We start from the raw sequence: 26,470 nt of genomic DNA, 5'->3' as shown, positions 1-26,470 counted from the left end.
ACTTCACAAGAGTGTGGCGAGCAAAATGAACAGTCTGGCATGTGCAAAAGCACCAGCAGTGTCCCAACAAGCCCCAAACAGCTGGCAACAGCGCTCATCCAAGGCGGGTGACTGAGGCCGGTCCATAACGCACGACGGACACCTTGACCATAAGTCGAATTGCCGCACGGGCACTAAAATGCGTTCATAGGCAACGCAAAGCCCGGTTGGTGGTGTCCGCTGAAGTTGCAAAACCTGCGAAGAATCGGACATGGCGATCCTGGCTTACCCAGGGATCCTATGCTGTCAATTTGGTGCTGAAGATTTTGGAGACGCGTTAATGGCGCAGAACGAAGCAGTCGATGTGGTACTGGTAGGGGCAGGCATCATGAGTGCCACCTTGGCCGTACTGCTCAAGGAGCTCGACCCGGCAGTCAAGCTGGAAGTCGTCGAGTTGATGGATTCGGGTGCCGCGGAAAGTTCCAACCCGTGGAACAACGCCGGTACCGGCCATGCCGGGCTGTGTGAGCTGAACTACACGCCTCAAGCTGCCGACGGCAGCATCGACATCAAGAAGGCTGTACACATCAACACCCAGTTCGAGGTCTCCCGGCAGTTCTGGGCGTACCTGAGCAAAAAGGGTGCTTTCAATTCGACGCGGGCGTTCATCAACCCGATTCCACACCTGAGCTATGTCGAGGGTGAGAAAGGTGTTGCCTTCCTCAAGAAGCGCTATGAGCTGCTCAAGCAGCACCATGCCTTCGCCGACATGGAATACACCGAAGACAAAGCGGTGATGAAGGAGTGGATGCCGCTGATGATGCCAGGCCGTCCAGCCGACCAACGCATCGCCGCTACCCGCGTTATCAAGGGTACCGACGTCAACTTCGGCGCCCTGACCAACAAGCTGCTCAAGCACCTGGCCAGCGCCCCCGATGCACAGGTCAAGTACAGCAAGAAGGTCACTGGCCTGCGCCGTAACGGCAGCGGCTGGACCGTCAGCATCAAGGACGTCAACAGCGGCAGCAGCCGTGAAGTCGATGCTCGCTTCGTCTTCCTCGGCGCCGGTGGCGCGGCCCTGCCGCTGCTGCAAATGTCGGGCATCGAAGAGAGCAAGGGCTTCGGCGGCTTCCCGGTCAGCGGCCAGTGGCTGCGTTGCGACAACCCGGAAATCGTCAAGCAGCACCAGGCCAAGGTCTACAGCCAGGCGTCGGTCGGCGCACCACCCATGTCGGTTCCGCACCTGGATACCCGCGTTGTCGACGGCAAGACCTCCCTGCTGTTCGGACCCTACGCCGGCTTCACCACCAAGTTCCTCAAGCACGGCTCGTTCCTTGACCTGCCGCTGTCGGTACGCCTGGGCAACATCGGCCCGATGCTCGCCGTCGCCCGCGACAACATGGACCTGACCCGCTACCTGGTCAGTGAAGTGATGCAGTCGATGGAGCAACGCCTGGAGTCCCTGCGTCGCTTCTACCCGGAAGCCAAGGCTGAAGACTGGCGTCTGGAAGTGGCGGGGCAACGCGTTCAGATCATCAAGAAAGACCCGAAAAAAGGCGGCGTCCTGCAGTTCGGTACCGAACTGGTCGCAGCCAAAGACGGCTCCCTTGCTGCTCTGCTGGGCGCATCGCCGGGTGCTTCGGTAACCGTATCGATCATGCTCGAGTTGATTGAACGCTGCTTCCCTGACCAGGCCAAAGGCGCTTGGGCGGCCAAGCTCAAGGAAATTTTCCCGGCACGGGAAAAGGTTCTGGCGGCAGACGCTGCGCTGTACCACAAGATCAGCGCATACAACGACGAAGCTCTGCAACTGGCCGAGCCCAGCCCCGCGCAGAACTACGCCTGATCCGCAGCCATAAAAAAACGCCCTTCGGGGCGTTTTTTTATGAGGCCGAAAACCTCAACCGCGTGCTTTCTCGATGATCTCGATATAGTCGGCAGCGTTACGCTGGTCCTTGATCAGCGTAATGAACGTGTTGCCATGCTCATCCTTGCCATCGAGGTCCAGACCGGCTTCAACAAAGAAACCGACAAAACGCTCAAAGTCGTCGATCCGCAGGCCACGGTAAGCCTTGATCAGCTTGTGCAGCGACGGCGAAGTGGCATCGGCCGGCTCGAAATCGAGGAACAACTTGATCTGCGCGTCGCCGATCTCATCACCAATTACCTGTTTCTTGTCTTTACGCATTGCCGACTCCAGCTGAACCATCACGAACATTTCAGGGGTCGGCAGTTTACCCCCGGGTCACCTCGCGCCTCAACGCGCGCGTACGGTTCCAGTATGCAGATCAGCCCATATATGGCCATTGGCATAGGTCAGGAACTGTACGTACACCGTATCGTTGCGCAGCAAATCAAGAATGACGCGGTATTGGCCAAGGGGGTAATTGAGTGTGAGTGTGCGCGACTTATCGTCAAACGCCGGCTTCTTGAGGCTTTTGCTTTCGGCATCGAAGCTGATCAGCACCTGGCCGATGGTTGCCCCCTTGCTCAGCGGCTTGCCTTTCAAGCGCAACACCAAAGGCGATGTCACCGGAATCGGTTGCTGATTGGACTGGCGCTGGTTACCCACCACCACGGAATAGTCGGTGACCTGCATCAACTGCTGGGATTCGGGCTTTTCATGACGCAAGGACAGGTCGTCGGGCGGCAGGAACTGACTGTGCAGCGGTGCCGCTGTAACCGGGAGGCTCAGTGCTAACAGGAGGGGGATAAACAGGCGCACGGCAGGCTCCTTCTCAGGTGGCCTTGCAGTGTGGCGGATGCCCACATCGTCGGCAAGGCTGGCGGCGATTACCTTTGGCTACCAGCCTTTCACTAACGGGGTAAAGCAGATCTCACTCGAACTGCGCGAGCATCCACGCGTGGTACTCGGCAACACCAGGATCACCCTCTCGCGGCGCCCATGGCGCGGCTTCGCCCGCACCGACGGGAACATAAGGCCCGGCCTTGCATTCGAACATGATCGAGTCGGGCGCCAGCACCACCAGCCCATGGTACGTACCCGCGGCCATATCGACCCCCACGCATTCGCCACCCGCCTGCAATACGCGCTTGTCGATTACCTCACCCTGCTCATTGAAAATCAGCAGCCCGAGCGTGCCCTTGAGCACGATCACGCACTCAGCCTTGCCTGCCGACAGGTGGCGGTGTGGCTGAATGTAAGTTTGCGGCTGCAGCCCTACCGCCATGCGGTGGCAAGGCTCATCCATTTCGTGGAAATTGTGGTGCTGACGACCACGCGGGCTGGCAGCCGCTTGGTCAGCCAGCTCAGCAAACAATGATTGATTGAGAAAACCTGGCTGACGCATGACCTTAGAGCCCCTTGACGGCGTAAATACCGGCAGCGTTGCGCCAGTAACCTTTGTAGTCCATACCGTAACCGAAAATGTAACGGTCAACACAGCCCAGACCGACATAATCAGCCTTCAGGTCAGGGCTGGCTTTGCGGTCATGGTCTTTGTCGATCAATACAGCAGTATGCACGGTGCGCGCACCGGCATGCTTGCAGAAGTCGATGATTGCGCTGAGGGTGTGCCCCTCATCGAGGATGTCGTCAATGATCAGCACGTCGCGATCAATGAATGAAACTTCTGGCTTGGCTTTCCAGAACAGATCGCCACCACTGGTCTGGTTACGGTAGCGCGTGGCGTGCAGGTAAGACGCCTCCAATGGGAAGTTCAGGTGCGTCAGCAACTTGCCAGCGAAAATCAGGCCGCCGTTCATGACACAGAACACGACTGGATTGCTATCGGCCAGCTCAGCGCAGATCTGCGTTCCCACACGGGCAATCGCTGCTTCGACTTCAGCTTCGGTGTACAGGCAGTCAGCCTCGCGCATGACTTGACGGATGTGCTCGAGATCAGCGGACATGGCGCTCTCCAGGGGCGGCAATTGAGAAAAGCGGGCAAAGGTACGCACCCACGGACGTCAGATCAAGCATTTCTGGACTAACGTCCAGTTAGCCTATAGGACACCTGAGGCGAATAGATTAATCTAGCGCGGTTTTTTTGCCCGCCCCCCGGAGCCTTTTCCTATGCCTACCCGTGAGATCCGCCATCCGCTGATCCGCCACAAGCTCGGCCTGATGCGCCGTGCCGATATCAGCACGAAGAATTTTCGCGAGCTCGCTCAGGAAGTCGGCGCGCTCCTGACCTACGAAGCGACCAAGGACCTGCCCTTGGAAAACTACGACATCGAAGGCTGGTGCGGCACTGTCCAGGTCGAGAAAATTGCTGGCAAGAAGATCACCGTCGTACCGATCCTGCGTGCTGGCATTGGCATGCTCGATGGTGTGCTCAGCCTGATCCCTGGCGCCAAGGTCAGCGCCGTTGGTGTCGCCCGCAACGAGGAAACCCTCGAAGCGCACACCTACCTTGAAAAGCTCGTACCGGAAATCGACGAACGCCTGGCGATGATCATCGACCCGATGCTGGCCACCGGCGGCTCGATGGTTGCAACCATTGACCTGCTGAAAAAAGCCGGCTGCAAGGACATCCGCGCCATGGTGCTGGTTGCGGCCCCCGAAGGGATCGCGGCCGTCGAGAAGGCCCACCCCGACGTACAGATCTACACCGCGTCGATCGACGAGCGCCTCAATGAAGACGGCTACATCATCCCAGGCTTGGGCGATGCCGGAGACAAGATCTTCGGTACCAAGCAGAAGGACGCCTGAACATGCAGGATGAGTTCAACGACCCGCTTTGGCGTCAGGTCGTCTCAGGCGCACAAATGCTCTTCGTCGCCTTTGGCGCACTGGTCCTGATGCCACTGATCACCGGCCTCGACCCGAACGTGGCACTGTTTACTGCGGGCCTGGGGACTCTGCTGTTCCAGGTGGTCACGGGTCGCCAGGTTCCTGTATTCCTGGCCTCCAGCTTCGCTTTCATTACCCCGATCATCCTCGCCAAGGGCCAGTTCGGCCTGGCCGAAACCATGGGCGGCGTAATGGCTGCCGGCTTCGTCTATACCTTCCTTGGCCTGGCCGTAAAGATCAAGGGCACCGGCTTTATCGACCGCCTGCTGCCACCGGTAGTGATTGGTCCGGTGATCATTTCGATCGGCCTGGCCATGGCGCCGATTGCCGCCAACATGGCAATGGGCAAGGCCGGTGACGGTACCGAGTTGATTCCCTACGGCACGGCAATGCTGATCTCCATGCCTGCGCTGCTGACCACCCTGATCGTCGCCGTGTTCGGAAAAGGGATCTTCCGCCTGGTACCGATCATTGCCGGCGTGCTGGTGGGCTTCGCCCTCGCCTTCGTGTTTGGCGTGGTCGACACCGCCAAGATCGCAGCGGCACCGTGGCTGGCACTGCCACACTTCACCGCCCCCGCGTTCAACTGGCAAGCCATCCTGTTTATCGTTCCCGTGGCGCTGGCGCCTGCGATCGAGCATATCGGCGGGGTGATCGCGGTAGGCAGTGTGACCGGTCGTGACTACCTGAAAACCCCAGGCCTGCACCGCACCCTGCTGGGCGACGGCATCGCCACCACCACGGCTGGCCTGTTTGGCGGCCCGCCCAACACCACCTATGCCGAAGTCACCGGCGCGGTGATGCTGACCAAGAACTACAACCCGAAGATCATGACCTGGGCGGCTATTTTCGCCATTGGCCTGGCCTTCATCGGCAAGTTCGGTGCGCTGCTACAGAGCATCCCGGTACCCGTGATGGGCGGTATCCTCTGCCTGCTGTTCGGTTCCATTGCCGCGGTGGGGATGAACACCATGATCCGGCACAAGATCGACCTGAGCGAAGCGCGCAATCTGGTGATCGTTTCAGTGACACTGGTGTTCGGTATCGGCGGTGTATTGATTGGTAGCGGCACCGGCCCGAACGATTGGGGCCTCAAAGGCATTGCCCTGTGCGCCGTGGTTGCCATCGGTCTGAACCTGTTACTGCCCGGCAACGACAGCTGGAAGAACAAGGCGCTGGACGACTAACCCCCTGACACCCGCCAGCGACCAGGTCGACCCCTACACGCACACCACGTGCTCACACACTGTAGGGGCAGGCCTTGCTGGCGATCCAGGCTCCCGCGTGCCTCACGCCCTTTCGCAGAGCGCCTTGAGTGCAGGCACCCAATCCGGGTGATCATTCAGGCACGGCACCAGCACCAATTCTTCGCCCCCCGCCTCGATGAACTGCTCACGCCCACGGTCGCCGATCTCTTCCAGGGTCTCGATGCAATCGGCCACGAACGCCGGGCACATTACCAGCAAGCGCTTGACACCCGCCTTGGCCAGCTCATCCAGACGCGCCTCGGTGTACGGCTCGATCCACTTCGCCCGCCCCAGTCGCGACTGGAATGACACCGACCACTTGCCCTCCGGCAGCCCCATGACCCGGGCAAACGACTCGGCCGTGCGGATGCACTGCGCGCGATAGCACACGGCAAGGACCTGCGGTGATGCCGTACGGCAGCAATCGGCGCCCTTGAAGCAATGATTGCCGGTAGGGTCAAGTTTGGTCAGGTGACGTTCGGGCAAACCGTGGAAACTCAGCAACAGGTGGTCGAAGTCCTGCTGCAAGTACGGCTTGGCACTGGCGACCAGCGCGTCGATGTACTCAGGCTGATCGTAGAACGGTTGTAGCACGGCCAATTCAAACGGCAGCTTCTGCTGCGCAATGACCTGCCGCGCCTGTTCGACCACAGTGGTGACGGTACTGTCGGCGAACTGGGGGTACAGCGGCGCCAGGGTAACCTTACGCACGCCTTGGGCCGCCAGGCGCCCCAGCACGGTCGGCAGAGAAGGCTCACCATAGCGCATGGCGATTTCAACCGGGCCGTGTGTCCATTGCTCGCTCATCGCCTGCTGCAGGCGGCGAGTCAGGACCACCAGCGGCGAGCCCTCATCCCACCAGATCGATGCATAGGCATGGGCCGACTGCTCCGGACGCTTGATCAGGATCAGCGAGACCAGCAACCGGCGAACCGGCCAAGGCAGGTCGATGACATAAGGGTCCATCAAGAATTGATTGAGGTAACGGCGCACATCGGCGACATCGGTGGAAGCCGGCGAACCCAAGTTGACCAGCAGCAAAGCATGATCGGTCATGCAACGTCCTATTTCAGAGGCGACTGGACAATTCATCCAGGGCCGATTGCACATCATTGAATTGAAAAGTGAAGCCAGCCGCCAGCAAGCGCACCGGGCGCGCCCGCTGACCACCCAGCAGCAGCGTCGACAACTCACCCAGCCCGAACCTCAGCACCGGTGCCGGAAGGGGTAACAAGGCTGGCCGATGCAGCGCCCGACCAAGCCGCCTGGCAAACTCTCGGTTACGCACAGGCTCTGGTGCGCAGGCATTATAGGGACCGCTGGCGTCGTTACGCTGCAAGAGAAAATCAATCAGGGCGATTTCATCGTTGATATGAATCCATGGCATCCACTGCCGCCCATCGCCAATAGGCCCACCCAGTCCGAGTTTGAATGGCAGTCGCAGGCGCGACAAAAAACCGCCCTCACTGGCCAGCACCAGACCGGTTCGCACCAGCACGACGCGAATACCCAAGGCCTCGGCCTGCTGCGCTGTCTCCTCCCAGGCGATGCACAGTTGGCTGGCAAAATCTTCCTTGACGGGCCGTGAGGCCTCGGTGATTTCGCGCTCGCCTGCATCGCCATACCAACCCACGGCCGAGCCGGAAATCAGTACGGATGGTCGCTGCTGCCGCTGCTCGAGCCAGGCCAGCAATTGCTCGGTCAGGGTGATCCGACTGCCCCAGAGCAGCGCACGCCGCGCACTGCTCCAAGGTCGATCGGCAATGGGTGCACCTGCCAGATTGACCACTGCATCCAGCGTTTGATCACCGAACGCTTCAAGTCGGTCAATGCCTCGCACCCCTGCCCCACAAAGACGACCCACCTGCTCAGGTCGTCGACTCCACACCGTCAACTGATGCCCTTTTGCCAGCCAGTACTGACAAAGCCGTTGGCCAATCAAACCAGTACCGCCGGTCAGCAATATATGCATGACTGTGTCCTCATGTGGCGCACGCTTGGTCTATTTTTAAGAACAAGGCACTTTTTTGACCGATCGCTCTCGGATAAACATAGGCGAACCTGGCTGTAACGAGTGGATCAATATTGTACATTGATCAGGCATTGTACAGGTTTGTCAGACAGCGTAGTCTGCGTATCAAAGGTTAAAGAGGCCATCATGACCATACCTATTGCAATCATCGGCGCAGGCATCGCCGGCTTGTCCGCTGCCCAGGCCCTGCAAAAGGCCGGGCAAACCGTGCATCTGTTCGACAAAGGCCGAGGCAGCGGTGGACGCATGGCCAGCAAACGCAGCGAAGCCGGGGCGCTCGACCTCGGAGCACAGTATTTCACTGCCCGCGACCGGCGCTTCCTTGCCCAGGTTCAGGAATGGCAGGCTCACGGCTCGGTCGCGGAGTGGAAACCGCACCTCTACAACTACAACGCGGGCCAACTCACCCCCTCGCCAGACGAGCAGGTTCGCTGGGTAGGCGTCCCACGCATGAGCGCCATTACCCGTGCCTTGCTCAAAGACTCGACGGTCAACTTCAATTGCCGGATCGCCGAAGTGTTTCGCGGCAAGCATTACTGGCACCTGCAGGACACCGAAGGTTGCAGCCATGGCCCGTTCAGCCGCGTCATCATTGCGGTGCCCGCACCTCAGGCAACCCAGCTCCTGACCGCGGCCCCAAAACTCGCAGCTACAGTCGCCAGCGTGCAAATGGACCCCACGTGGGCCATCGCGCTCGGTTTTGAAAACCCGCTGGATACCCCACTGCAAGGTTGCTTCGTACAAGATGGCGCGCTCGAATGGCTCGCGCGCAATCGCAGCAAGCCAGGGCGTGACGAACACTTTGATACCTGGGTGCTACACGCCACTGCGAACTGGAGCAAACAGCACATCGACCTGTCCAAGGAGGCGGTGATCGAGCAGTTGCTCGGCAACTTCGCGGAACTGATCGGCTGTGCGGTCCCGGCCCCCAGCTTCTCCCTCGCCCATCGCTGGCTCTATGCACGCCCTTCCAGCAACCATGAGTGGGGGGCTCTGGCTGACGCTGATCTCGGCCTCTATGCCTGCGGCGATTGGTGCCTGTCCGGTCGGGTTGAAGGGGCCTGGCTAAGCGGCCAGGAAGCGGCACGGCGTCTGCTTGAGCACCTGGACTGATCCCACTGAAAAAGCTGTACAAATCATTTGACTTGTACAGCCCCCTATCTATGATGATCAAATCTGTACATAAATTTTAACTTGTACAAGTTTTGGACTCGCCATGGATACTCACGAGCTGCCGCACAAACCCCGAATCGCCATCAGCGCCTGCCTGACCGGCCAGGAAGTACGCTTCAACGCCGGCCACAAGGCCTCGAAGCTGTGCAACGAGACGCTCACCCAGTACTTCGACTTCGTTCCACTGTGCCCTGAAGTCGCCATTGGCCTTGGCATTCCGCGGGCCGCCATTCGATTGGTGGGTGATCCCCAGCAGCCTCGTGTCATCAACCCCAACATCCCCAGCCAAGACCTCGCCGCACCGCTCAGCGCCTATGGCCGACAAATGGCCCATGACCTTCAGGACATCTGCGGCTACATCTTCATGCAGAAGTCGCCGTCCTGTGGGCTTGAACGGGTAAAGGTGTACCAGGAGAACGGCTATCCAGCGACAGAGGGTGGACGCGGTGCTTATGCCGCTGCGTTTTGTGCCGAGCGGCCAGACTTGCCCGTGGAAGAAGACGGTCGCCTGTGCGATCCGGCCTTGCGCGAGAACTTCATCACCCGCGTTTACGTCTATGCCGAATGGCAAAAGCATCTGGCGCAAGGCCTGAGCCGGCATTCGCTGATCAGCTTCCACGCCCGCTGCAAGTACTTGCTGATGGCCAACAACCCTCAACAGTACAGAGTGCTGGGCAAGCTGCTGGGCAGCATGAATCGCAATGATGATGCCGAAGAGATTGGCCCGCGCTACTTCAGCCAACTCATGAAGGCATTGAGCCGCTGTGCCAATCGCGGCACCCATGGCAACGTACTGATGCACCTGAGTGGGTACCTGCGTGATTTCCTTGAAAGCGACGACAAACAGGAAATACGCCAAATGATCGATCAGTATCAGGCCGGTGTCGTGCCACTGGTCGTGCCATTGACCTTGCTCAAGCATCATCTGCGCCGGCACCCAGACCCTTACCTGCTAGACCAGATCTACCTGCAACCGCACCCCGAAAACCTGGGGTTGCGCAATGCCATCTGACCCGTTGCCGCTCCCCATCAGAGAGGTCGCGCGCCTGACTGGAGTAAATCCGGTCACGCTGCGCGCGTGGGAGCGACGCTATGGCCTGATTACCCCTCAACGCACCCATAAAGGCCACCGGCTGTACAGCACCGAGCATGTGCAGCGTATTCAACAGATCGTCCAATGGCTCAATCGCGGTGTCTCGGTCAGCCAGATCAAAGCGTTGTTGGACACCCGTCCAGCGCCCTCCCAGAGCGAACAACACAGTGTCTGGCTGGTCATGCGCCAGGAAATAATCGATAGCGTTGCTGCATTGGCGGAACGCCGTCTGGATCAACAGTTCAATCAGGCAATTGCCCTGTATCCCGCGACAACACTCTGTGAGCAACTGCTGTTACCACTGCTTGTCGAACTGGAACTGCGCTGGCAAGGCCAGTTTGGCGCCCGCACGGAACAGGTGTTCTTCCACTGCTGGCTGCGCAGCAAACTCGGCGCTCGCCTTTATCACAGCAACCGTCAACTCAGTGGCCCGGCAGTCCTCCTGATCAATGGCACAGACCTGGTGTTCGACCCACAGCTGTGGCTTTGTGCCTGGTTGCTCAGCAGTGCCGGGTACACGGTCGAGGTATTTGACTGGCCACTGCCCTGCGCCGAACTCGCGCTGGCAATCGAACGCATGCAACCACAGGCACTTTTGCTGTGCCTGAACAAGGCTGTCGATACCCGTCAGCTTGAACGCAGCCTGAGTGCCATCCAGATCCCCGCCTTGTTGAGCGGCAGTGCAATCAGTATTCATCAGGACGACCTGCGGGCACTGGCAGCGAGAAACCGCCAGCTGCACCTGCTCGACACCCCGCTGGAGGTCGTGCAAGCACTGCAAGACGCCTCACGATGACCCACCCCCTGCAACCTCAAGGAACCCGTATGCAACTCATCTGGCTGCGTAGCGATCTTCGCGTGTCCGATAACACTGCCCTGGCCGCCGCTGCCAAACGCGGCCCAACGCTTGCCGTCTGGTTGATCAGCCCTGGACAATGGCTGGCGCATGATGATGCACCGTGCAAAGTCGACTTCTGGCTACGCAGCCTGCGAACCCTGAGCCAGTCACTGGCCACCTTGAACATTCCATTACTGGTTCGTCAGGCCGAACACTGGGATGACGCCCCGCACGTTCTTTTGCAACTGTGCCGGGAGCACAATGTGCAGACGCTGCACATGAATGAGGAGTACGGAATTCATGAACAGCGCCGAGACGACGCCGTACGTGACCAACTGAGTGCCGTCGGCATAGAGGTGGCAAGTTACCTGGATCAGTTGCTGTTCAAACCCGGCAGCATACTGACCAAGACCGGTGGCTACTTTCAGGTATTCAGTCAATTTCGCAAAACCTGCTACGAGCGTCTGCACCTGGCCCTGCCTCGCCTGATCGAAACCCCCGCGCCTCAGCAAGCCTTGGCCATTGCAAGCGACCCGATCCCTGAGTCGGTAGCAGGTTTTACCCCCCCTCCAGAATCACTGCGCGAACTCTGGCCAGCCGGTGAGCAGGAGGCACACAGGCGACTGGATGATTTTGTCGATGACGCTATCGAGGACTATCAGGATCAACGCGACTTTCCGGCACTACCAGGCACCAGCCAGCTGTCCACCTACCTGGCTGCCGGCGTGATCTCCCCACGCCAATGCCTGCACGCGGCGCTGTCACACAATCTGGGGGAGTTCGACAGCGGCAACAAGGGTGTCGTGACCTGGGTGAACGAGCTGCTGTGGCGCGAGTTCTACAAACATATTCTGGTGGGGTATCCACGGGTATCGCGGCATCGTGCCTTCCGCCTGGAAACCGAAGCAGTGCCATGGCGCAACGCGCCTGGTGACCTGGAGGCATGGCAACAAGGGCGCACCGGTATTCCGATCATCGATGCGGCGATGCGCCAGTTACTGGCCACCGGTTGGATGCATAACCGCCTGCGCATGGTCGTGGCCATGTTCCTGACCAAAAACCTGTTGATTGACTGGCGTGAAGGCGAACGTTTTTTCATGCGCCACCTGATCGACGGCGACTTGGCTGCCAACAACGGCGGCTGGCAATGGAGCGCATCAACGGGCACTGATGCAGTGCCCTATTTCCGGATTTTCAACCCGATCAGTCAGTCGCAACGCTTTGACAGTGAGGGGCGCTTTATCCGGCACTGGTTGCCAGAGTTAGCGGGCCTGGACAACAAGGCCATCCATGCCCCTCCGTCTGCAGGCGGGCTATTTGCCACGCATCACTATCCGGGCCCGATAGTCGATCTGAGCAGCAGTCGCCAGCGTGCCCTGAGTGCGTTCAAGGACTTACCCTCGAAGCCACAGTAAACAAACGGATGTTGAACCGCGATCTGCCCGACGCCTCTGGACTGCCCGCGACACGGTGTGCTTCAGAGGCGATGGAGCAGCAGCCTTTGGCCGCTGCCCGAATATACGCCTGAGTATCAGAGCGGCATGCGGTAATGCAGCGAGTAGCTTTCTACGCCATCGTTGGGCGTTGTCAGGCCGGCATTGGAGTAGTGGATGGCACGTACACCCAGCTCATGACCGCCCGCGAAACGCAGGCCGAAACCTATACGGTCTTCAAACTGGAACGACGAGCCGAGCTTGTTGCTTTCCAGTTCGGTGCTGGAGAAGGCTGCAACACCAATACCCGCTTCAACGTAAGGCTTGATGGACTCACCGGCAAACTCGTAAACAAACACCGGTGCAAACGACAAGCTATGGTTACTGGCGGTGTCATGACCCTCCCAGTAGGTGTAGGCGCCATCCCAGTACCCTGTGACACGGCCGACGCTGCTCTGCAACCAACTGGTATCCCAGTTGGACTGTAAACCGAAGCGATAGACCATGGTTGAATCGCTGGTTTGCCCGATGGAGACCGACGCATCGGCGGCGTGTGCTGTAAATGATTGCCCCAGAATCACGGCTGCAGTTGCAGCCAAGCAAAGCAGTTTCTTCATGAGAAACGTCCTGTTCTTAATGCTGTTTGTAGTTTTTCTGTTTCATTAGACAACGTAGTAGAAAATTGCCATCAGTTGTCAGTTCCGCATCGTAAAAACGCTCTCCCCCAGCGTTTCACAAACCAAGACTGTGGACGTTGTCAGACCGGCCCCACAACAAAGGCAGGATTTTCAGCAGATGCGCTGGACTGGCACTCGTCCAGAACTGCGCAGGTCGGGCTGGCCCCTCCGCCAACAACCCGCGCTCTCCGAGCAAACGTTGCAATTGCCGAGCCACCGCAGCGCCAGTGTCGATGATTGCTATGTCGGGCGACACAAGCTCGGCGAGCAATGGCTTGAGGAAAGGATAATGCGTGCAGCCCAGGATCAGCGTATCGCACCCGGCAGCCAACAGCGGTGTCAGATACCCCTGTAGCAACTGGCGCAACGAGGAGCTGTCTAGATCGCCGGCTTCAATACATTCGACCAGGCCAGGGCACGGCTGAGTGACCACCCGCACGTCATTGGCGAAGCGGTCTAGCAACGCGGCAAACTTGGCGCTCTGCAACGTACCGGTCGTTGCCAGCACGCCGACCACACCGCTGCGGGTGGCTGCAGCGGCAGGTTTGACAGCAGGCTCCATGCCCACAATCGGCCAGTCAGGGTAACGTTCTCGCAGGTCGGCCACCGCCGCGACTGTTGCAGTGTTACAGGCCAACACCATTGCCTTGGCCCCTTGGGCACGAAAAAACTCCGCAACGATCTGGCAGCGCTGACGGATAAACGCCGGCGACTTCTCCCCATAGGGGATATGTCCGCAATCAGCGACATACAGCAGTGACTCGTGAGGCAGTAAACGCGCAATTTCCGCGAGCACCGACAAACCGCCGACACCGGAATCGAAAACTCCAACAGGTGCTGCCGGATCAGCCATGCCGATCACCGCAAACGGCACACCCCGGATCGCGCTTCACACGCAGCTCGCGGAAACGGCTGCCCAGCGCATCAATCAACAACAACCGCCCAATCAGTGGCTCACCAAAGCCCGCCAGCACTTTCAAGGCTTCCAGAGCCTGCAGGCTGCCGACCAACCCAACCAACGGGCCAATCACGCCCGCCTCGCTGCAGGTCAGCTCAGCCTCACTGCCATGCCCATACAGACAGTGGTAGCAGGGGCTGTGTGGCTGTCGCGGGTCGAAGACCGACAATTGCCCTTCCAGGCGAATCGCTGCGCCACTGACCAGCGGTTTTCCCGCTGCCACACAGGCGCGGTTGACCGCCTCGCGGGTACCGAAGTTGTCCGAGCAATCAAGCACCAGGTCTACTGCGCGCACGGCTTCGGCCAACGAGTCTTCGTCGAGCGCCGTACGGTGCGCCACCAGGGCAATTTCGGGGTTGATCGCCTGCAAGCGCGCCCGTGCAGAATCAACCTTGGTCATACCAATCGATGGGGTGTCATGCATGACCTGACGCTGCAGGTTGGTCAGATCGACCGTATCAAAGTCGGCCAGGTGCAGCTCACCAACGCCGGCGGCCGCCAGATACAACGCGACCGGAGAGCCAAGGCCACCCAGGCCGACGATCAACGCCCGACTGCCCTTGAGCTTCAACTGACCGTCGATATCGACCTGTGCCAGGAGGATCTGCCGGCTGTAGCGCAACAGCTCCTGATCGCTCAGCACAGCAGACGCCCCAAGGTGATCCGTTCATGACCGGCCAGATCATCGCGGCTCTCGATCTGCTCGAAATCGTTCTGGGCCAACAGTTCGCGTACAGCGGCAGCCTGATCGTAACCGTGCTCAAGCAGCAACCAGCCACCCGGTTCCAGGTGCCGCGGTGCCTGAGTGATGATCGTGCGCAGGTCGTCCAGGCCGTCTTCGCCGGCAACCAGCGCGCTGCTCGGCTCGAACCGCACGTCGCCGGCCACCAGATGCGGATCTGCAGCAGCGATGTAAGGCGGGTTACTGATGATCAGTTGAAAACGCTTGCCTTCCAGCGCGCTGAACCAATGGCTGTTGAGCACCTGAACATTCTCCAGTTGCAGACGCTGGCGGTTGCGTTCAGCCAGCGCTACAGCATCAAGCACGCGGTCTACGGCAGTCACCTGCCACTGTGGTCGCTCGCTGGCCAGTGCCAGCGCAATGGCTCCGGTTCCCGTGCCGAGGTCGAGTACGCGAGCGGGCAGCGCTGGCAGCAACTCAAGGGCGGCCTCCACCAGCAGCTCGGTCTCCGGACGAGGGATCAGCGTATGAGGCGCCACTTCCAGATCAAGTTTCCAGAACCCCTGCTGACCCAGAATGTAAGCCACAGGCTCACCAGCACGGCGGCGCTGCAGGTAGTCGGCAAAGGTCTGCGCAGCCTCGCTGGTGACGATGCGCTCAGGCCAGGTGTGCAGGTAACTGCGCGACTTGCCAATGGCAGCCGCCAGCAACAACTCGATATCCAGACGCGCCGTCGGCGAGTCTGGCAGCTCCGCACCGCGAAGCAGGCTGGCAATAATCGTCATTTACTCACCCAGTGCCGCCAATTGGTCAGCCTGATACTCGGCCAGCAACGGCTCGATGACCGCATCGACCCCACCCGCCAGGACTTCATCGAGGGAATACAGGGTCAGGTTGATACGGTGATCGGTCACCCGGCCCTGTGGATAGTTGTAGGTGCGAATACGCTCGGACCGGTCGCCCGAACCGACCAGCAGCTTACGCTCACTGGCAATGGCATTCTGTGCCGCGCTGGTCTGCATGTCGTTGAGCTTGGCCGACAACCAGGACATGGCACGCGCACGGTTCTTGTGCTGCGACCGCTCCTCCTGGCATTCGACCACGATACCGGTTGGCAAGTGAGTGATGCGAATCGCCGAGTCGGTCTTGTTCACGTGCTGACCACCCGCCCCGGAAGAGCGGTAGGTGTCGACCCGCAAATCAGCCGGGTTGATCTCGATTGCCACCTGCTCGTCAGGCTCGGGCAACACCGCGACGGTGCACGCCGAAGTATGAATACGCCCCTGGGACTCGGTCTCCGGTACCCGCTGTACGCGGTGAGCACCCGACTCGAATTTCAGCTTGCCGTAGACGTTATCGCCTTCGACCCGCGCAATGATTTCCTTGTAACCGCCGTGCTCGCCCTCGTTCTCCGAGAGGATCTCCAAACGCCAGCCACGTCGCTCGGCATAACGCGAGTACATGCGGAACAGGTCGCCGGAAAAAATCGCGGCCTCGTCGCCCCCCGTACCTGCGCGGATCTCCAGGAACACGTTACGCCCATCGTTCGGATCCTTGGGCAGCAGCATGCGTTGCAACTGGCTTTCCAGCGCGACCAATTGCTCCTTGGATTCGCGGACCTCTTCCACGGCCATTTCCCGCATATCCGGGTCACTGTCCTTGAGCAGCGCCTGGGCACCTTCAAGCGCGTCCTGAACCTTGCGCCACTGCGCGTAGGCAGCCGCGACCGGCTCAACTTCGGCGTACTCCTTGGAATAGGCACGGAAGCGGGTCTGATCGGAAATGACTTCAGCATCACCCAACAGGGCTGTCAGTTCCTCGAAACGGTCCTGGAGGGTATCCAGTTTATTGAGCAGCGACGCTTTCATTGCGGGGGTTTATCCGTCGAGCCCTCGTTGAGGGCAAAGAGTTCCTGGGCCATGGCCAGCGCATCGAGGCGGCCTTCGGCAGAGAGCTTTTTCAACTGCACGCTTGGCGCATGCAGCAATTTGTTGGTCAAGCCACGGGCCAACTGCGCCAAGACCTCTTCAGCGTTGGCACCATTGGCCAGCAGGCGCTGGGCCTTTTGCAATTCCTCGTCGCGCAGCCGCTCACCTTGCTGGCGGTAGGCCTTGAGCACATCCACCGCTGCCAGCTCGCGCAGGCGCAGCATGAAGTCTTCGGCGCCAACCGAGACCAGCTCTTCAGCTGCCTGGGCGGCGCCTTGGCGACTCTTGAGGTTTTCGGCGACAACGTCGTGCAGGTCATCGACGGTGTACAGGTAAACGTCGTCCAACTCTCCGACTTCCGGCTCGATATCCCGCGGTACGGCGATATCCACCATGAAAATCGGTTTGTGCTTACGCAATTTCAATGCGCTTTCTACCGCCCCCTTGCCCAGGATCGGCAACTGGCTGGCGGTAGAGCTGATCACGATATCGCTGTGCACCAGCTCCTGGGGAATGTCCGCCAGCAGCACCGCATGGGCACCGAACTGCTCGGCCAGCGTGCTGGCACGCTCCAGGGTCCGGTTCGCCACGACAATGCGCCGCACACCCTGCTCATGCAGGTGACGGGCCACCAGGGTGATGGTCTCACCGGCACCGATCAGCAGCGCCTGGCTACGCCCCAGATCGCTGAAGATCTGCTTGGCCAGGCTGACGGCGGCAAACGCCACCGACACCGGGTTTTCACCGATGGCTGTATCGGTGCGCACCTGCTTGGCAGCACTGAACGTGGCCTGGAACAGCCGCCCCAGCAACGGGCCGATAGTGCCGGCTTCCCGAGCCACGGCATACGCCGATTTCATCTGCCCCAGGATCTGCGGCTCGCCCAGCACCAGCGAGTCGAGCCCGGAGGCAACCCGCATCATGTGCCGCACGGCATCGTGATCTTCGTGAACGTAGGCACTGGCACGCAGCTCTTCGAGGCTGAGCTGGTGATACTCGGCCAGCCAGCGCAATACGCTGTCGGCCGCCAGGTGGTCCTGTTCGATGTAAAGTTCGCTGCGGTTGCAGGTCGAGAGGATCGCGGCTTCGCGGCTGGCGGTGAGTCGACAGAGCTGCTGCAAGGCTTCGACCAGCTGCTCGGGCGTAAACGCCACGCGCTCGCGTACGTCTACCGAGGCAGTCTTATGGTTGATACCGAGTGCAAGAAAGGCCATTCAAGGTCGCTGATTATGACGTGAAGCCGATAATTGTCCTACTTCGCAGGTTAGAGAACAACCACCGCTCACTATTGTCTCTATAGTCAGTACCTAAGTCTGTACTTCCAGAGGCCATCACTTATGGGTTTGCCCTAGCGCTTGTGTCATGATGATCCGACCGCAGGTTAGTCGCCCAAAATCCCCACTATGAATAGATCCTCCGCGTTGCTCCTTGCCTTTGCCTTGCTTCAGGGCTGCCAGACCCTGGCCCCGGAATCCCCGGATGCCAAGGCGCCTGCCGCCGAAACTGCACCTCCTGAGCAGGCCAAGCCCACGGTCTACGGATCCTTCAGCCAGGACACCGTCTATAGCCTGTTGACCGCCGAATTGGCAGGCCAGCGCAATCGCTTCGATATCGCACTGGACAACTATGTCGCCCAAGCGATCAAAACCCAGGACGCAGGCATCTCCGAACGCGCCTTTCGCATCGCCGAGTACCTCGGTGCCGACCAGGCTGCGCTGGACACGGCACTGATCTGGGCGAAGAACGCACCGGAAAGCCTCGATGCACAGCGTGCCGCTGCAATCCAGTTGGCACGGGCCGGGCGCTATGACGATTCCATGAACTACATGGAAAAGGTTCTGCAGGGCCAGGGTGACACACACTTCGATTTCCTGGCGCTATCGGCCGCCGAAACCGATCAGGAAACCCGTGACGGCCTGCAAAAAAGTTTCGACCGCCTGCTGCTGAAGTACCCGGACAATAGTCAGTTGGTGTTCGGCAAGGCTCTGCTGTTGCAACAGGATGGCAATGCGAACGCCGCACTGGAACTGCTCGAACAGCACCCGCCAGAGGCTGGCGAAATTGCGCCGGTACTGCTCCAGGCGCGCCTGCTGCAAAGCCTGGATCGCGGCAAGGAAGCACTGCCGCTGCTGCAAAAGACCATTCGCAAGTACCCCGACGACAAACGCCTGCGCCTGACCTATGCGCGCATGCTGGTTGAGCAGGACCGGGTCGAGGATGCCAAGGTCGAGTTCGCCAGCCTGCTGCAGCAATACCCGGACGATGACGAACTGCGCTACTCGCTGGCACTGGTCAGCCTGGAAGCCAAGGCCTGGAACGAAGCCGAAGCCTACCTGCAGGAATTGATTGCCCGGGGTAGCCGGGTCGATTCGGCGCACCTGAACCTGGGTCGCCTGCATGAAGAGCGCAACGACCCGGAGGGCGCGTTGATCGAGTACGCTCAGGTTGGCCCCGGCAATGACTACTTGCCGGCACAACTGCGTCAGGCCGATATTCTCATCGCCAACGGTCGTGCCACCGAGGCCTCTCGGCGCCTGGCCGCAGCGCGTGAAGCCCAACCGGACTACGCCATTCAGCTGTACCTGATCGAGGCCGAAACCCTCGGCAATAACAACAAGGACGCCCAGGCCCTGCAGGTGCTGCAGCAGGCCATCAAGCTGTACCCGGACGACCTGAACCTGCTTTACACCCGCGCCATGCTTGCGGAAAAGCGTGACGACCTGGCCCAGATGGAAAAGGACCTGCGCAGCATCATCAGCCGCGAGCCGGAAAATGCCATGGCCCTCAATGCCTTGGGCTACACGCTGGCCGATCGCACCACACGCTATGCCGAAGCCAAAGGCCTGATCGAGAAAGCCCACCAGATCAACCCGGAAGACCCGGCCGTGCTCGACAGCCTGGGCTGGGTCAACTACCGCCTGGGCAACCTCGACGAAGCTGAACGCCTGCTGCGCCAGGCCCTGGAACGCTTCCCCGACCACGAAGTCGCCGCTCACCTGGGCGAAGTGCTCTGGGTCAACGGCAAACGCCGCGAAGCCCGCCAGGTCTGGGCCAAAGCCTTCGAAGACCAACCTGACAGCCCCATCCTGCGCAAAACCCTCCTGCGCCTGACCGGATCCGAGACTCTGTAAGCCTATGTTCCTGCGCCACTGCATTACCTTCAGCCTGATCGCCCTGCTTGCCGGTTGCGCCGGTTTCGGCTCCCGCGAGGCCCTTCAGGGCCAGGGCAGCCCACAACTGTGGCGCGAGCACAAACAACAACTGAGCACCCTCGACGGCTGGCAGATCAACGGCAAGGTGGGTATCCGCGCACCGAAAGACTCCGGTAGCGGCACCCTGTTCTGGCTGCAACGCCAGGACTATTACGATATTCGCCTGTCTGGCCCGCTGGGTCGGGGCGCCGCCCGCCTGACCGGCCACCCGGGCCAGGTCGTCCTGGAAGTCGCCAACCAGGGACGCTTCGAGGCCCAGAGCCCGGAGACCTTGCTGGAGGAACAATTGGGCTGGCAACTGCCAGTGTCGCACCTGGTCTGGTGGGTACGCGGCCTGCCCGCACCGGGCAGCAAGAGCCGCCTGACCCTGGGTGGCGACAGCCGCCTGGCCAGCCTCGACCAGGATGGCTGGAACGTCGAATACCTGAGCTACATCCAGCAAAATGGCTACTGGCTGCCGGAGCGCCTCAAACTGCACGGCCAGAACCTGGACGTGACCCTGGTGGTCAAGGACTGGCAACCACGCCAGTTGGGGCACTGAAATGCACACAGCCACCTTGACACTGCCGGCACCGGCCAAGCTCAACCTGATGCTGCACATTCTGGGTCGCCGCCCCGACGGCTATCACGAACTGCAAACCCTGTTTCAGTTTCTCGACCATGCCGATGAACTGTCGTTCGCCGCGCGTGACGACGGCGAAATACGCCTGCACACTGAGATCGAGAACGTTCCCCACGACAGCAACCTGATTGTGAAAGCTGCGCGAAAACTGCAGGCACTGTCTGGTTGCCGCAAAGGCGTTGATATCTGGCTGAAAAAAATCTTGCCCATGGGCGGCGGCATCGGCGGCGGCAGCTCAGATGCCGCCACCACCTTGCTGGGCCTTAACCATCTATGGCAATTGGGCTGGAACGAAGACCAACTGGCCGAACTGGGCCTGACCCTGGGTGCCGACGTCCCGGTTTTCGTCCGTGGCCACGCGGCATTCGCCGAGGGCGTGGGCGAAAAGCTCACCCCGGTCGATCCTGAAGAACCCTGGTATGTCGTGCTCGTCCCGCAAGTATTTGTAAGTACAGCAGAAATTTTTTCACATCCTTTGTTGACACGTGATTCAGCGCCCATTAATATGCGCCCCGTTCCCAAGGGAAACAGTCGAAATGACTGCCAACCGGTAGTAGAGCAGAGTTACCCAGAAGTACGTAACTCATTGAATTTGCTCAGCAAGTTCACTGAAGCTAGACTTACCGGAACTGGAAGTTGTGTGTTTGGGGCCTTCCCAAGCAAAGCTGAAGCTGATAAAGTTTTGGCCCTTCTTACAGAGACCCAAACAGGGTTTGTAGCAAAGGGAAGCAACGTTTCGATGTTGCATCGCAAGCTGCAGAGTCTGCTCTAGGAATCGAGTGTTAGGCACTCGCAGCAACAGATACAGGGGCGTCGCCAAGCGGTAAGGCAGCAGGTTTTGATCCTGCCATGCGTTGGTTCGAATCCAGCCGCCCCTGCCATTTTCCTTATACTCATCCAGGTTACCCTCAGCCTTCAGGTACTGCGCGTGTCCAAGATGATGGTCTTTACGGGGAACGCTAACCCCGATCTGGCTCGGCGTGTCGTACGTCAGCTGCATATCCCACTGGGTGATGTTTCTGTCGGTAAGTTTTCCGACGGCGAAATCAGCACTGAGATTAATGAAAACGTCCGCGGTAAAGACGTATTTATCATTCAGCCGACTTGTGCGCCAACCAACGATAATCTGATGGAATTGGTAGTGATGGCTGACGCCTTCCGCCGTTCATCTGCCTCCCGAATCACCGCCGTGATTCCTTACTTCGGTTACGCCCGCCAAGATCGCCGTCCGCGTTCGGCGCGTGTTGCAATCAGCGCCAAAGTCGTTGCTGATATGCTCACCGTCGTCGGTATCGACCGTGTTCTCACTGTCGACCTGCACGCTGACCAGATCCAGGGTTTCTTCGATATTCCAGTAGATAACATCTACGGCTCCCCCGTTCTGGTGGATGACATCGAAGACCAGCGTTTCGAAAACCTGATGATTGTCTCCCCAGACATTGGTGGCGTCGTGCGTGCACGTGCCGTTGCCAAGTCGCTGGGCGTCGATCTCGGGATTATCGATAAACGCCGAGAGAAGGCCAACCACTCCGAAGTGATGCATATCATCGGTGATGTTGAGGGTCGTACTTGTATTCTGGTCGACGACATGGTCGATACCGCCGGCACCCTGTGCCACGCGGCCAAGGCCCTGAAAGAGCACGGCGCTGCCAAGGTTTACGCCTACTGCACGCACCCTGTCCTGTCGGGTCGGGCGATCGAGAATATCGAGAAATCCGTGCTGGACGAGCTGGTGGTGACCAACACCATCCCGCTGTCCGCCGCAGCTCAAGCCTGTGACCGTATCCGTCAACTGGATATCGCACCGGTCGTCGCTGAAGCGGTTCGCCGCATCAGCAACGAAGAATCGATCAGCGCGATGTTCCGCTAAGGGCCCTGCCCTTTTCGAGATCACGTTGACGTAAAGCGCCCCGCCCCAACACTGGTTGTTGGGGCGGGGCTTTTTTGCCAACCCCGCTTTGGCGCTGGTCGCAAACGCCAAGTCGGAGAGGCTATTTTGGAGATACAAAATGACTGATTTCATCCTGAACGCCGAAGCGCGTAACGACCTGGGGAAAGGTGCGAGCCGCCGCCTGCGTCGTCTCGCCAGCCAAGTTCCTGCTGTTGTATACGGTGGCGACACTGCCCCTGTATCGGTCAGCATCCTGGCTAAAGAAATCGCCAAGCTGTTCGAAAACGAAGCTGCTTTCAGCCACGTTATCGAACTGAATGTCGACGGCGCCAAGCAGAACGTTGTTGTTAAAGCACTGCAACGTCACCCATCGAAAGGCATCATCCTGCACGCCGACTTCGTTCGCGTTGTTGCTGGCCAGAAACTGACTGCCAAGGTTCCAGTTCACTTCGTAAACGAAGAAGCTGCAACCAAGAAAGGCGGCGAGATCTCCCACGTAGTGGCTGAAATCGAAGTTTCTTGCGAAGCCAAAGACCTGCCTGAGTTCATCACCGTTGACCTGGCTAACGCCGACGTCGGCACCATCGTTCACCTGTCGGACCTGAAAGCTCCGAAAGGCGTCGAGTTCGTCGCTCTGGCTCACGGTAACGACCTGGCAGTAGCCAACGTTCACGCTCCGCGTGTTGCGCCTGAAGCTGAAGGCGCTGCCGAGTAATTTTACTCAGCACGCCGGTGTTGCCCGGGCCACGCAGCCGTAACGCGTGGCCCACAACTCCAAGGAAGAGCCCCTGACGTGACCGCCATTCAACTGATCGTCGGCCTGGGAAATCCCGGCCCCGAATACGAACAGACCCGGCATAACGCAGGGGCTCTTTTCGTAGAACGCATTGCCAGCGCCCAGCGCGTGAACCTGACCGCTGACCGCAAGTATTTCGGCCTGACAGCTAAATTCAGCTATCAGGGCAAAGATGTTCGTCTGCTTATCCCCACCACGTACATGAACCGCAGCGGCCAAGCTGTCGCGGCACTGGCCGGTTTTTTCCGTATACCGCCAGAAGCCATCCTGGTGGCCCACGACGAACTCGACCTGCCTCCTGGCGTCGCCAAGCTCAAGCTGGGCGGTGGCCATGGCGGGCACAACGGCCTGCGCGACATCATCGCGCAGCTCGGCAATCAGAATAACTTTCACCGTCTGCGGCTTGGCATCGGCCACCCGGGTGACAGCAGCAAGGTGTCCGGTTTTGTCCTGGGCAAGGCGCCACGCGCCGAGCAGGAAAAACTGGATGCCAGTATCGATTTTGCCCTCGGCGTGCTGCCGGACATCCTCGCCGGCGATTGGACGCGTGCGATGAGAGAGCTGCACAGCCAGAAGGCCTGACTCCACGAAGAGGGATTCACCATGGGATTCAATTGCGGCATCGTCGGCCTGCCCAACGTCGGCAAGTCCACCTTGTTCAACGCCTTGACCAAATCCGGTATCGCGGCAGAGAACTTCCCCTTCTGCACCATCGAGCCGAACAGCGGCATCGTGCCGATGCCTGATGCACGCTTGGACGCCCTGGCTGCCATCGTCAAGCCTGAGCGGGTGCTGCCTACCACCATGGAATTCGTCGACATCGCGGGCCTTGTGGCCGGCGCCTCGAAAGGTGAAGGCCTGGGCAACAAGTTCCTCGCCAACATCCGCGAGACCGACGCTATCGCCCACGTGGTCCGCTGCTTCGAAGACGACAACGTGATTCACGTCTCCAACAGCGTCGACCCCAAGCGCGACATCGAAATCATCGACCTGGAACTGATCTTCGCCGACCTCGACAGCTGCGAAAAGCAACTGCAGAAAGTCGCGCGTAACGCCAAAGGCGGTGACAAGGACGCCCTGGCCCAGAAAGCCATTCTGGAAAAGCTCATCCCGCACTTCACCGAAGGCAAGCCTGCGCGCAGCCTGATGAAGCATATGGCCGATGACGAGAAAGCCCTGATCCGCGGCTTCCACCTGCTGACCAGCAAACCAGTCATGTACATCGCCAACGTGGCTGAAGACGGCTTCGAGAACAACCCGCACCTGGACGTGGTCAAGGCCATTGCCGAAGAAGAAGGCGCGATCGTGGTGCCGGTGTGCAACAAGATCGAGGCGGAAATCGCCGAGCTGGACGACGGTGAAGAGAAGGACATGTTCCTCGAATCCCTCGGCCTGGAAGAGCCTGGCCTGAACCGCGTGATCCGCGCGGGCTACGCCCTGCTCAACCTGCAGACCTACTTCACCGCTGGCGTGAAGGAAGTTCGCGCCTGGACCGTTCGCGTTGGCGCTACCGGCCCACAGGCTGCCGGCGTGATCCACACCGACTTCGAAAAAGGCTTCATCCGCGCCGAAGTGATCTCCTATGATGACTTCATCAAGTACAACGGCGAAGCGGGTGCGAAAGAAGCCGGTAAATGGCGTCTGGAAGGCAAGGAGTACATCGTCAAAGATGGCGATGTGATGCACTTCCGCTTTAACGTCTAAGCCCGTACCCCCCATAAAACCGCGCCTTGGCGCGGTTTTATCGTTTATGGCGACGCAGTTTTGACCAATGGTTTCCTCCACAGGGGTATGGACTCCTGTGGCAGCGTGGTAGCCCACGATCAAGACGAAGCGATGCGTCCGGCTGGCTGACTGGCTGACTGCGATGTAGTGCTCGCGGACAAGCCCCTACCGCTCAGCCGCAGCCAAGCGCGCCGCACGGTTAGAGCCGCGGGCAAAGCACACAAACAGCCCTGCAACCGCCGCCAGGGCCATTGGCAGCCCATGGGGCGCCATGTCCATGGCCACACCACTGATCAGCGGCCCAATCAGGCTGCCAACGCCCCACAGCAAGCCTACACTGGCGTTGGCCGTGATCAGGTCCTGTCCTTTGAATTGCTGCCCGATCAGCACCAGGGCAAGCGTATAGACGCCACCTGCAACCGCACCCAACAAGACAAGCATTGGCCAGAGCAGCCAAGGCACTTGCAACAGCCAGGGCAATGCCACGCCAATCAGCATCGCGACGACGCCACAGACCAGATGCACCATCGTGCGCTCACAGCGGTCGGCCAGCCAACCCAAGGGGAGTTGGAACACCATGTCGCCAGTCAGGATCACGGTGACCATCAACGCGGCGACACCCAGGGCAAAGCCGTGGCTGGAGGCATACACCGGCAACAGCGAGAGGATCACCGCATCGAAGAAGGAAAAGAACAGCACACCCATGCACAGGGCCGGTGCCACCTGGAAAAAGCCCGCCAGGGAAAAGCTCTTCTCGCCCTCCTCGCCATGCTCGACGTAGTCATCAGGCACCGTCCACACAATGCAGGCCAGGGCCAGCAGGTAGCACAGGCTCACCACGATCGTTACCCACGGGCTTTGTGCGCCGAACAGCGCCAGCATGGTTGGGCCTGCCATTTGGAAACCTGTGAACGCCGTGGCGTATAGCGCCATGACTTTGCCACGGTTGTGCTCTTCACTCAGCTCATTGACCCAGGACTCGCCGAGAATGATCGCAATGCCCATGCCGATCCCCAGCGCCAGGCGCAACAGGCACAGCAGGTAGATCGAGGAGAACGCCACCTCAATCAGTGCGACGCTCAAGGCGCACACCCCGAAACTCAACAGGTAGATGGTACGGCGCGTCAGGTGCCGACAGCAGGCGTCAACCATAAACGCCGAGAGCATCATGCCCGCCGCGGGAATCGCCGACACGATACCGATCTTCAGGGTACTGGCGCCGGCCTCGAACAGCCGCAGGGACACCAAGGGCAACGTCGCCCCCAGGCTCAGGCCAACAACAGAAACCGCGAACAACAGGCCCGCCAGAAAACGCTTGTCCATCTCTACTCCAAACCAACTGCTGCAGGAATAGCCATATCCCTGCACTCGCACATGCATGACCTACAAAGGTGTGTATTCGATGCGGACAGGCACGCGTGGCAATAC

27 protein-coding genes and 1 tRNA gene are annotated in these 26,470 nt (G+C 59.8%); 15 read left to right on the top strand and 13 right to left on the bottom strand.

Features of this window, described 5'->3' with window-relative positions; translation table 11 throughout:
• Positions 1-319: 319 nt before the first annotated feature.
• A complete protein-coding gene (gene mqo / locus IE038_RS10430; protein ID WP_189395571.1) occupies positions 320-1,825 on the top strand; it encodes a malate dehydrogenase (quinone) in 1,506 nt (501 codons plus the stop codon).
• A gap of 54 nt (positions 1,826-1,879) precedes the next feature.
• Here the strand turns inward: mqo and IE038_RS10425 are convergent, their stop codons facing one another.
• The 4 genes from IE038_RS10425 to IE038_RS10410 form a co-directional block, all read right to left on the bottom strand.
• On the bottom strand, positions 1,880-2,167 hold the full coding sequence (locus IE038_RS10425) for a PA4642 family protein (protein ID WP_163939086.1): 288 nt from the start codon (positions 2,165-2,167) through the stop codon (positions 1,880-1,882).
• A 69-nt stretch (positions 2,168-2,236) separates the two neighbouring features.
• Complete coding sequence (locus IE038_RS10420) at positions 2,237-2,704, bottom strand: hypothetical protein (protein WP_189395570.1); 468 nt, start codon at positions 2,702-2,704, stop codon at positions 2,237-2,239.
• Positions 2,705-2,816: 112 nt separating this feature from the next.
• A complete protein-coding gene (locus IE038_RS10415; RefSeq protein ID WP_163939084.1) occupies positions 2,817-3,290 on the bottom strand; it encodes a WbuC family cupin fold metalloprotein in 474 nt (157 codons plus the stop codon).
• Between the two features lie 4 nt (positions 3,291-3,294).
• The gene (locus tag IE038_RS10410) at positions 3,295-3,852 is read right to left on the bottom strand and encodes a hypoxanthine-guanine phosphoribosyltransferase (protein ID WP_189395569.1); all 558 of its coding nucleotides are present in this window, start codon (positions 3,850-3,852) and stop codon (positions 3,295-3,297) included.
• Positions 3,853-4,015: 163 nt separating this feature from the next.
• Between IE038_RS10410 and upp the strand changes: the two genes are divergently transcribed.
• Both upp and IE038_RS10400 read left to right on the top strand, forming a co-directional pair.
• Entirely contained in the window at positions 4,016-4,654 is a 639-nt protein-coding gene (gene upp / locus IE038_RS10405; protein ID WP_163939082.1) for a uracil phosphoribosyltransferase, read from the top strand.
• A gap of 2 nt (positions 4,655-4,656) precedes the next feature.
• Positions 4,657-5,922: a uracil-xanthine permease family protein gene (locus IE038_RS10400; protein WP_163939080.1), complete on the top strand. Its 1,266-nt coding sequence runs from the start codon at positions 4,657-4,659 to the stop codon at positions 5,920-5,922.
• A gap of 102 nt (positions 5,923-6,024) precedes the next feature.
• Here the strand turns inward: IE038_RS10400 and hemH are convergent, their stop codons facing one another.
• Together hemH and IE038_RS10390 are read right to left on the bottom strand one after the other, a co-directional pair.
• A complete protein-coding gene (gene hemH / locus IE038_RS10395; RefSeq protein WP_163935490.1) occupies positions 6,025-7,038 on the bottom strand; it encodes a ferrochelatase in 1,014 nt (337 codons plus the stop codon).
• 13 nt (positions 7,039-7,051) lie between these two features.
• Entirely contained in the window at positions 7,052-7,954 is a 903-nt protein-coding gene (locus IE038_RS10390; RefSeq protein ID WP_163935487.1) for a TIGR01777 family oxidoreductase, read from the bottom strand.
• Positions 7,955-8,140: 186 nt separating this feature from the next.
• On the opposite strand from IE038_RS10390, the gene IE038_RS10385 reads away from it, so the two are divergent.
• The 4 genes from IE038_RS10385 to phrB all read left to right on the top strand — a co-directional run bounded on the left by IE038_RS10385 (position 8,141) and on the right by phrB (position 12,533).
• Positions 8,141-9,127: an NAD(P)/FAD-dependent oxidoreductase gene (locus IE038_RS10385; protein WP_189395568.1), complete on the top strand. Its 987-nt coding sequence runs from the start codon at positions 8,141-8,143 to the stop codon at positions 9,125-9,127.
• 103 nt (positions 9,128-9,230) lie between these two features.
• Positions 9,231-10,199 carry a YbgA family protein gene (locus IE038_RS10380; RefSeq protein WP_163935484.1) on the top strand — a complete coding sequence of 323 codons (969 nt, stop codon included), beginning with the start codon at positions 9,231-9,233 and terminating at the stop codon, positions 10,197-10,199.
• Positions 10,189-11,076 carry a MerR family transcriptional regulator gene (locus IE038_RS10375; RefSeq protein WP_163935482.1) on the top strand — a complete coding sequence of 296 codons (888 nt, stop codon included), beginning with the start codon at positions 10,189-10,191 and terminating at the stop codon, positions 11,074-11,076. The genes IE038_RS10380 and IE038_RS10375 overlap by 11 nt, the downstream gene beginning before the upstream one ends.
• Before the next feature lie 29 nt (positions 11,077-11,105).
• Entirely contained in the window at positions 11,106-12,533 is a 1,428-nt protein-coding gene (gene phrB / locus IE038_RS10370; protein ID WP_189395567.1) for a deoxyribodipyrimidine photo-lyase, read from the top strand.
• 116 nt (positions 12,534-12,649) lie between these two features.
• Here phrB and IE038_RS10365 read toward each other — a convergent pair whose 3' ends face one another.
• The 6 genes from IE038_RS10365 to hemA form a co-directional block, all read right to left on the bottom strand.
• A complete protein-coding gene (locus IE038_RS10365; RefSeq protein WP_163935479.1) occupies positions 12,650-13,168 on the bottom strand; it encodes an acyloxyacyl hydrolase in 519 nt (172 codons plus the stop codon).
• Positions 13,169-13,283: 115 nt separating this feature from the next.
• Positions 13,284-14,081 (bottom strand): glutamate racemase, encoded by a 798-nt coding sequence (gene murI / locus IE038_RS10360; RefSeq protein ID WP_163935476.1) that lies wholly within the window; start codon positions 14,079-14,081, stop codon positions 13,284-13,286.
• Positions 14,074-14,829 (bottom strand): molybdopterin-synthase adenylyltransferase MoeB, encoded by a 756-nt coding sequence (locus tag IE038_RS10355; RefSeq protein ID WP_189395566.1) that lies wholly within the window; start codon positions 14,827-14,829, stop codon positions 14,074-14,076. The genes murI and IE038_RS10355 overlap by 8 nt, the downstream gene beginning before the upstream one ends.
• Complete coding sequence (prmC, locus tag IE038_RS10350; RefSeq protein WP_163935473.1) at positions 14,823-15,653, bottom strand: peptide chain release factor N(5)-glutamine methyltransferase; 831 nt, start codon at positions 15,651-15,653, stop codon at positions 14,823-14,825. Before prmC ends, IE038_RS10355 begins: the two co-directional genes overlap by 7 nt.
• On the bottom strand, positions 15,654-16,736 hold the full coding sequence (prfA, locus tag IE038_RS10345; RefSeq protein WP_163935470.1) for a peptide chain release factor 1: 1,083 nt from the start codon (positions 16,734-16,736) through the stop codon (positions 15,654-15,656). It abuts the gene before it with no gap.
• Positions 16,733-18,010: a glutamyl-tRNA reductase gene (hemA, locus tag IE038_RS10340; protein ID WP_163935467.1), complete on the bottom strand. Its 1,278-nt coding sequence runs from the start codon at positions 18,008-18,010 to the stop codon at positions 16,733-16,735. Before hemA ends, prfA begins: the two co-directional genes overlap by 4 nt.
• A 189-nt stretch (positions 18,011-18,199) precedes the next feature.
• Here hemA and IE038_RS10335 point away from each other — a divergent pair, with 189 nt between their 5' ends.
• The 8 genes from IE038_RS10335 (at position 18,200) to ychF (ending at position 25,021) form a co-directional block, all read left to right on the top strand.
• Entirely contained in the window at positions 18,200-19,927 is a 1,728-nt protein-coding gene (locus IE038_RS10335; protein ID WP_163935463.1) for a tetratricopeptide repeat protein, read from the top strand.
• A 4-nt stretch (positions 19,928-19,931) separates the two neighbouring features.
• The gene (gene lolB, locus IE038_RS10330; RefSeq protein ID WP_163935460.1) at positions 19,932-20,549 is read left to right on the top strand and encodes a lipoprotein insertase outer membrane protein LolB; all 618 of its coding nucleotides are present in this window, start codon (positions 19,932-19,934) and stop codon (positions 20,547-20,549) included.
• A 1-nt stretch (position 20,550) separates the two neighbouring features.
• Positions 20,551-21,402 (top strand): 4-(cytidine 5'-diphospho)-2-C-methyl-D-erythritol kinase, encoded by an 852-nt coding sequence (ispE, locus tag IE038_RS10325; RefSeq protein WP_163935457.1) that lies wholly within the window; start codon positions 20,551-20,553, stop codon positions 21,400-21,402.
• Positions 21,403-21,436: 34 nt separating this feature from the next.
• Positions 21,437-21,511 (top strand) — tRNA-Gln (locus IE038_RS10320).
• A 47-nt stretch (positions 21,512-21,558) separates the two neighbouring features.
• Positions 21,559-22,500 carry a ribose-phosphate pyrophosphokinase gene (locus IE038_RS10315; RefSeq protein WP_099773531.1) on the top strand — a complete coding sequence of 314 codons (942 nt, stop codon included), beginning with the start codon at positions 21,559-21,561 and terminating at the stop codon, positions 22,498-22,500.
• 139 nt (positions 22,501-22,639) lie between these two features.
• Entirely contained in the window at positions 22,640-23,236 is a 597-nt protein-coding gene (locus tag IE038_RS10310; protein ID WP_189395565.1) for a 50S ribosomal protein L25/general stress protein Ctc, read from the top strand.
• Positions 23,237-23,314: 78 nt separating this feature from the next.
• On the top strand, positions 23,315-23,899 hold the full coding sequence (gene pth / locus IE038_RS10305; protein ID WP_065761926.1) for an aminoacyl-tRNA hydrolase: 585 nt from the start codon (positions 23,315-23,317) through the stop codon (positions 23,897-23,899).
• 21 nt (positions 23,900-23,920) lie between these two features.
• Entirely contained in the window at positions 23,921-25,021 is a 1,101-nt protein-coding gene (ychF, locus tag IE038_RS10300; RefSeq protein ID WP_189395564.1) for a redox-regulated ATPase YchF, read from the top strand.
• Positions 25,022-25,207: 186 nt separating this feature from the next.
• Here the strand turns inward: ychF and IE038_RS10295 are convergent, their stop codons facing one another.
• Positions 25,208-26,365 (bottom strand): MFS transporter, encoded by a 1,158-nt coding sequence (locus tag IE038_RS10295; protein ID WP_189395563.1) that lies wholly within the window; start codon positions 26,363-26,365, stop codon positions 25,208-25,210.
• Between the last annotated feature and the right edge of the window lie 105 nt (positions 26,366-26,470).

This window comes from Pseudomonas laurentiana (assembly GCF_014648275.1).
GTDB classification, from domain to species: Bacteria; Pseudomonadota; Gammaproteobacteria; order Pseudomonadales; family Pseudomonadaceae; genus Aquipseudomonas; species Aquipseudomonas laurentiana.
Note: the sequence above shows the minus strand (reverse complement) of the source record. Positions and strands in the feature narration are given on the sequence as shown.

Coding starts and splice junctions, on each gene's coding strand:
- mqo (WP_189395571.1), top strand. CDS start 320: ATGGCGCAGAACGAAGCAGTCGATGTGGTACTGGTAGGGGCAGGCATC.
- IE038_RS10425 (WP_163939086.1), bottom strand. CDS start 2,167: ATGCGTAAAGACAAGAAACAGGTAATTGGTGATGAGATCGGCGACGCG.
- IE038_RS10415 (WP_163939084.1), bottom strand. CDS start 3,290: ATGCGTCAGCCAGGTTTTCTCAATCAATCATTGTTTGCTGAGCTGGCT.
- IE038_RS10410 (WP_189395569.1), bottom strand. CDS start 3,852: ATGTCCGCTGATCTCGAGCACATCCGTCAAGTCATGCGCGAGGCTGAC.
- upp (WP_163939082.1), top strand. CDS start 4,016: ATGCCTACCCGTGAGATCCGCCATCCGCTGATCCGCCACAAGCTCGGC.
- IE038_RS10400 (WP_163939080.1), top strand. CDS start 4,657: ATGCAGGATGAGTTCAACGACCCGCTTTGGCGTCAGGTCGTCTCAGGC.
- hemH (WP_163935490.1), bottom strand. CDS start 7,038: ATGACCGATCATGCTTTGCTGCTGGTCAACTTGGGTTCGCCGGCTTCC.
- IE038_RS10390 (WP_163935487.1), bottom strand. CDS start 7,954: ATGCATATATTGCTGACCGGCGGTACTGGTTTGATTGGCCAACGGCTT.
- IE038_RS10385 (WP_189395568.1), top strand. CDS start 8,141: ATGACCATACCTATTGCAATCATCGGCGCAGGCATCGCCGGCTTGTCC.
- IE038_RS10380 (WP_163935484.1), top strand. CDS start 9,231: ATGGATACTCACGAGCTGCCGCACAAACCCCGAATCGCCATCAGCGCC.
- IE038_RS10375 (WP_163935482.1), top strand. CDS start 10,189: ATGCCATCTGACCCGTTGCCGCTCCCCATCAGAGAGGTCGCGCGCCTG.
- phrB (WP_189395567.1), top strand. CDS start 11,106: ATGCAACTCATCTGGCTGCGTAGCGATCTTCGCGTGTCCGATAACACT.
- IE038_RS10365 (WP_163935479.1), bottom strand. CDS start 13,168: ATGAAGAAACTGCTTTGCTTGGCTGCAACTGCAGCCGTGATTCTGGGG.
- murI (WP_163935476.1), bottom strand. CDS start 14,081: ATGGCTGATCCGGCAGCACCTGTTGGAGTTTTCGATTCCGGTGTCGGC.
- prmC (WP_163935473.1), bottom strand. CDS start 15,653: ATGACGATTATTGCCAGCCTGCTTCGCGGTGCGGAGCTGCCAGACTCG.
- prfA (WP_163935470.1), bottom strand. CDS start 16,736: ATGAAAGCGTCGCTGCTCAATAAACTGGATACCCTCCAGGACCGTTTC.
- hemA (WP_163935467.1), bottom strand. CDS start 18,010: ATGGCCTTTCTTGCACTCGGTATCAACCATAAGACTGCCTCGGTAGAC.
- IE038_RS10335 (WP_163935463.1), top strand. CDS start 18,200: ATGAATAGATCCTCCGCGTTGCTCCTTGCCTTTGCCTTGCTTCAGGGC.
- lolB (WP_163935460.1), top strand. CDS start 19,932: ATGTTCCTGCGCCACTGCATTACCTTCAGCCTGATCGCCCTGCTTGCC.
- ispE (WP_163935457.1), top strand. CDS start 20,551: ATGCACACAGCCACCTTGACACTGCCGGCACCGGCCAAGCTCAACCTG.
- IE038_RS10310 (WP_189395565.1), top strand. CDS start 22,640: ATGACTGATTTCATCCTGAACGCCGAAGCGCGTAACGACCTGGGGAAA.
- ychF (WP_189395564.1), top strand. CDS start 23,921: ATGGGATTCAATTGCGGCATCGTCGGCCTGCCCAACGTCGGCAAGTCC.
- IE038_RS10295 (WP_189395563.1), bottom strand. CDS start 26,365: ATGGACAAGCGTTTTCTGGCGGGCCTGTTGTTCGCGGTTTCTGTTGTT.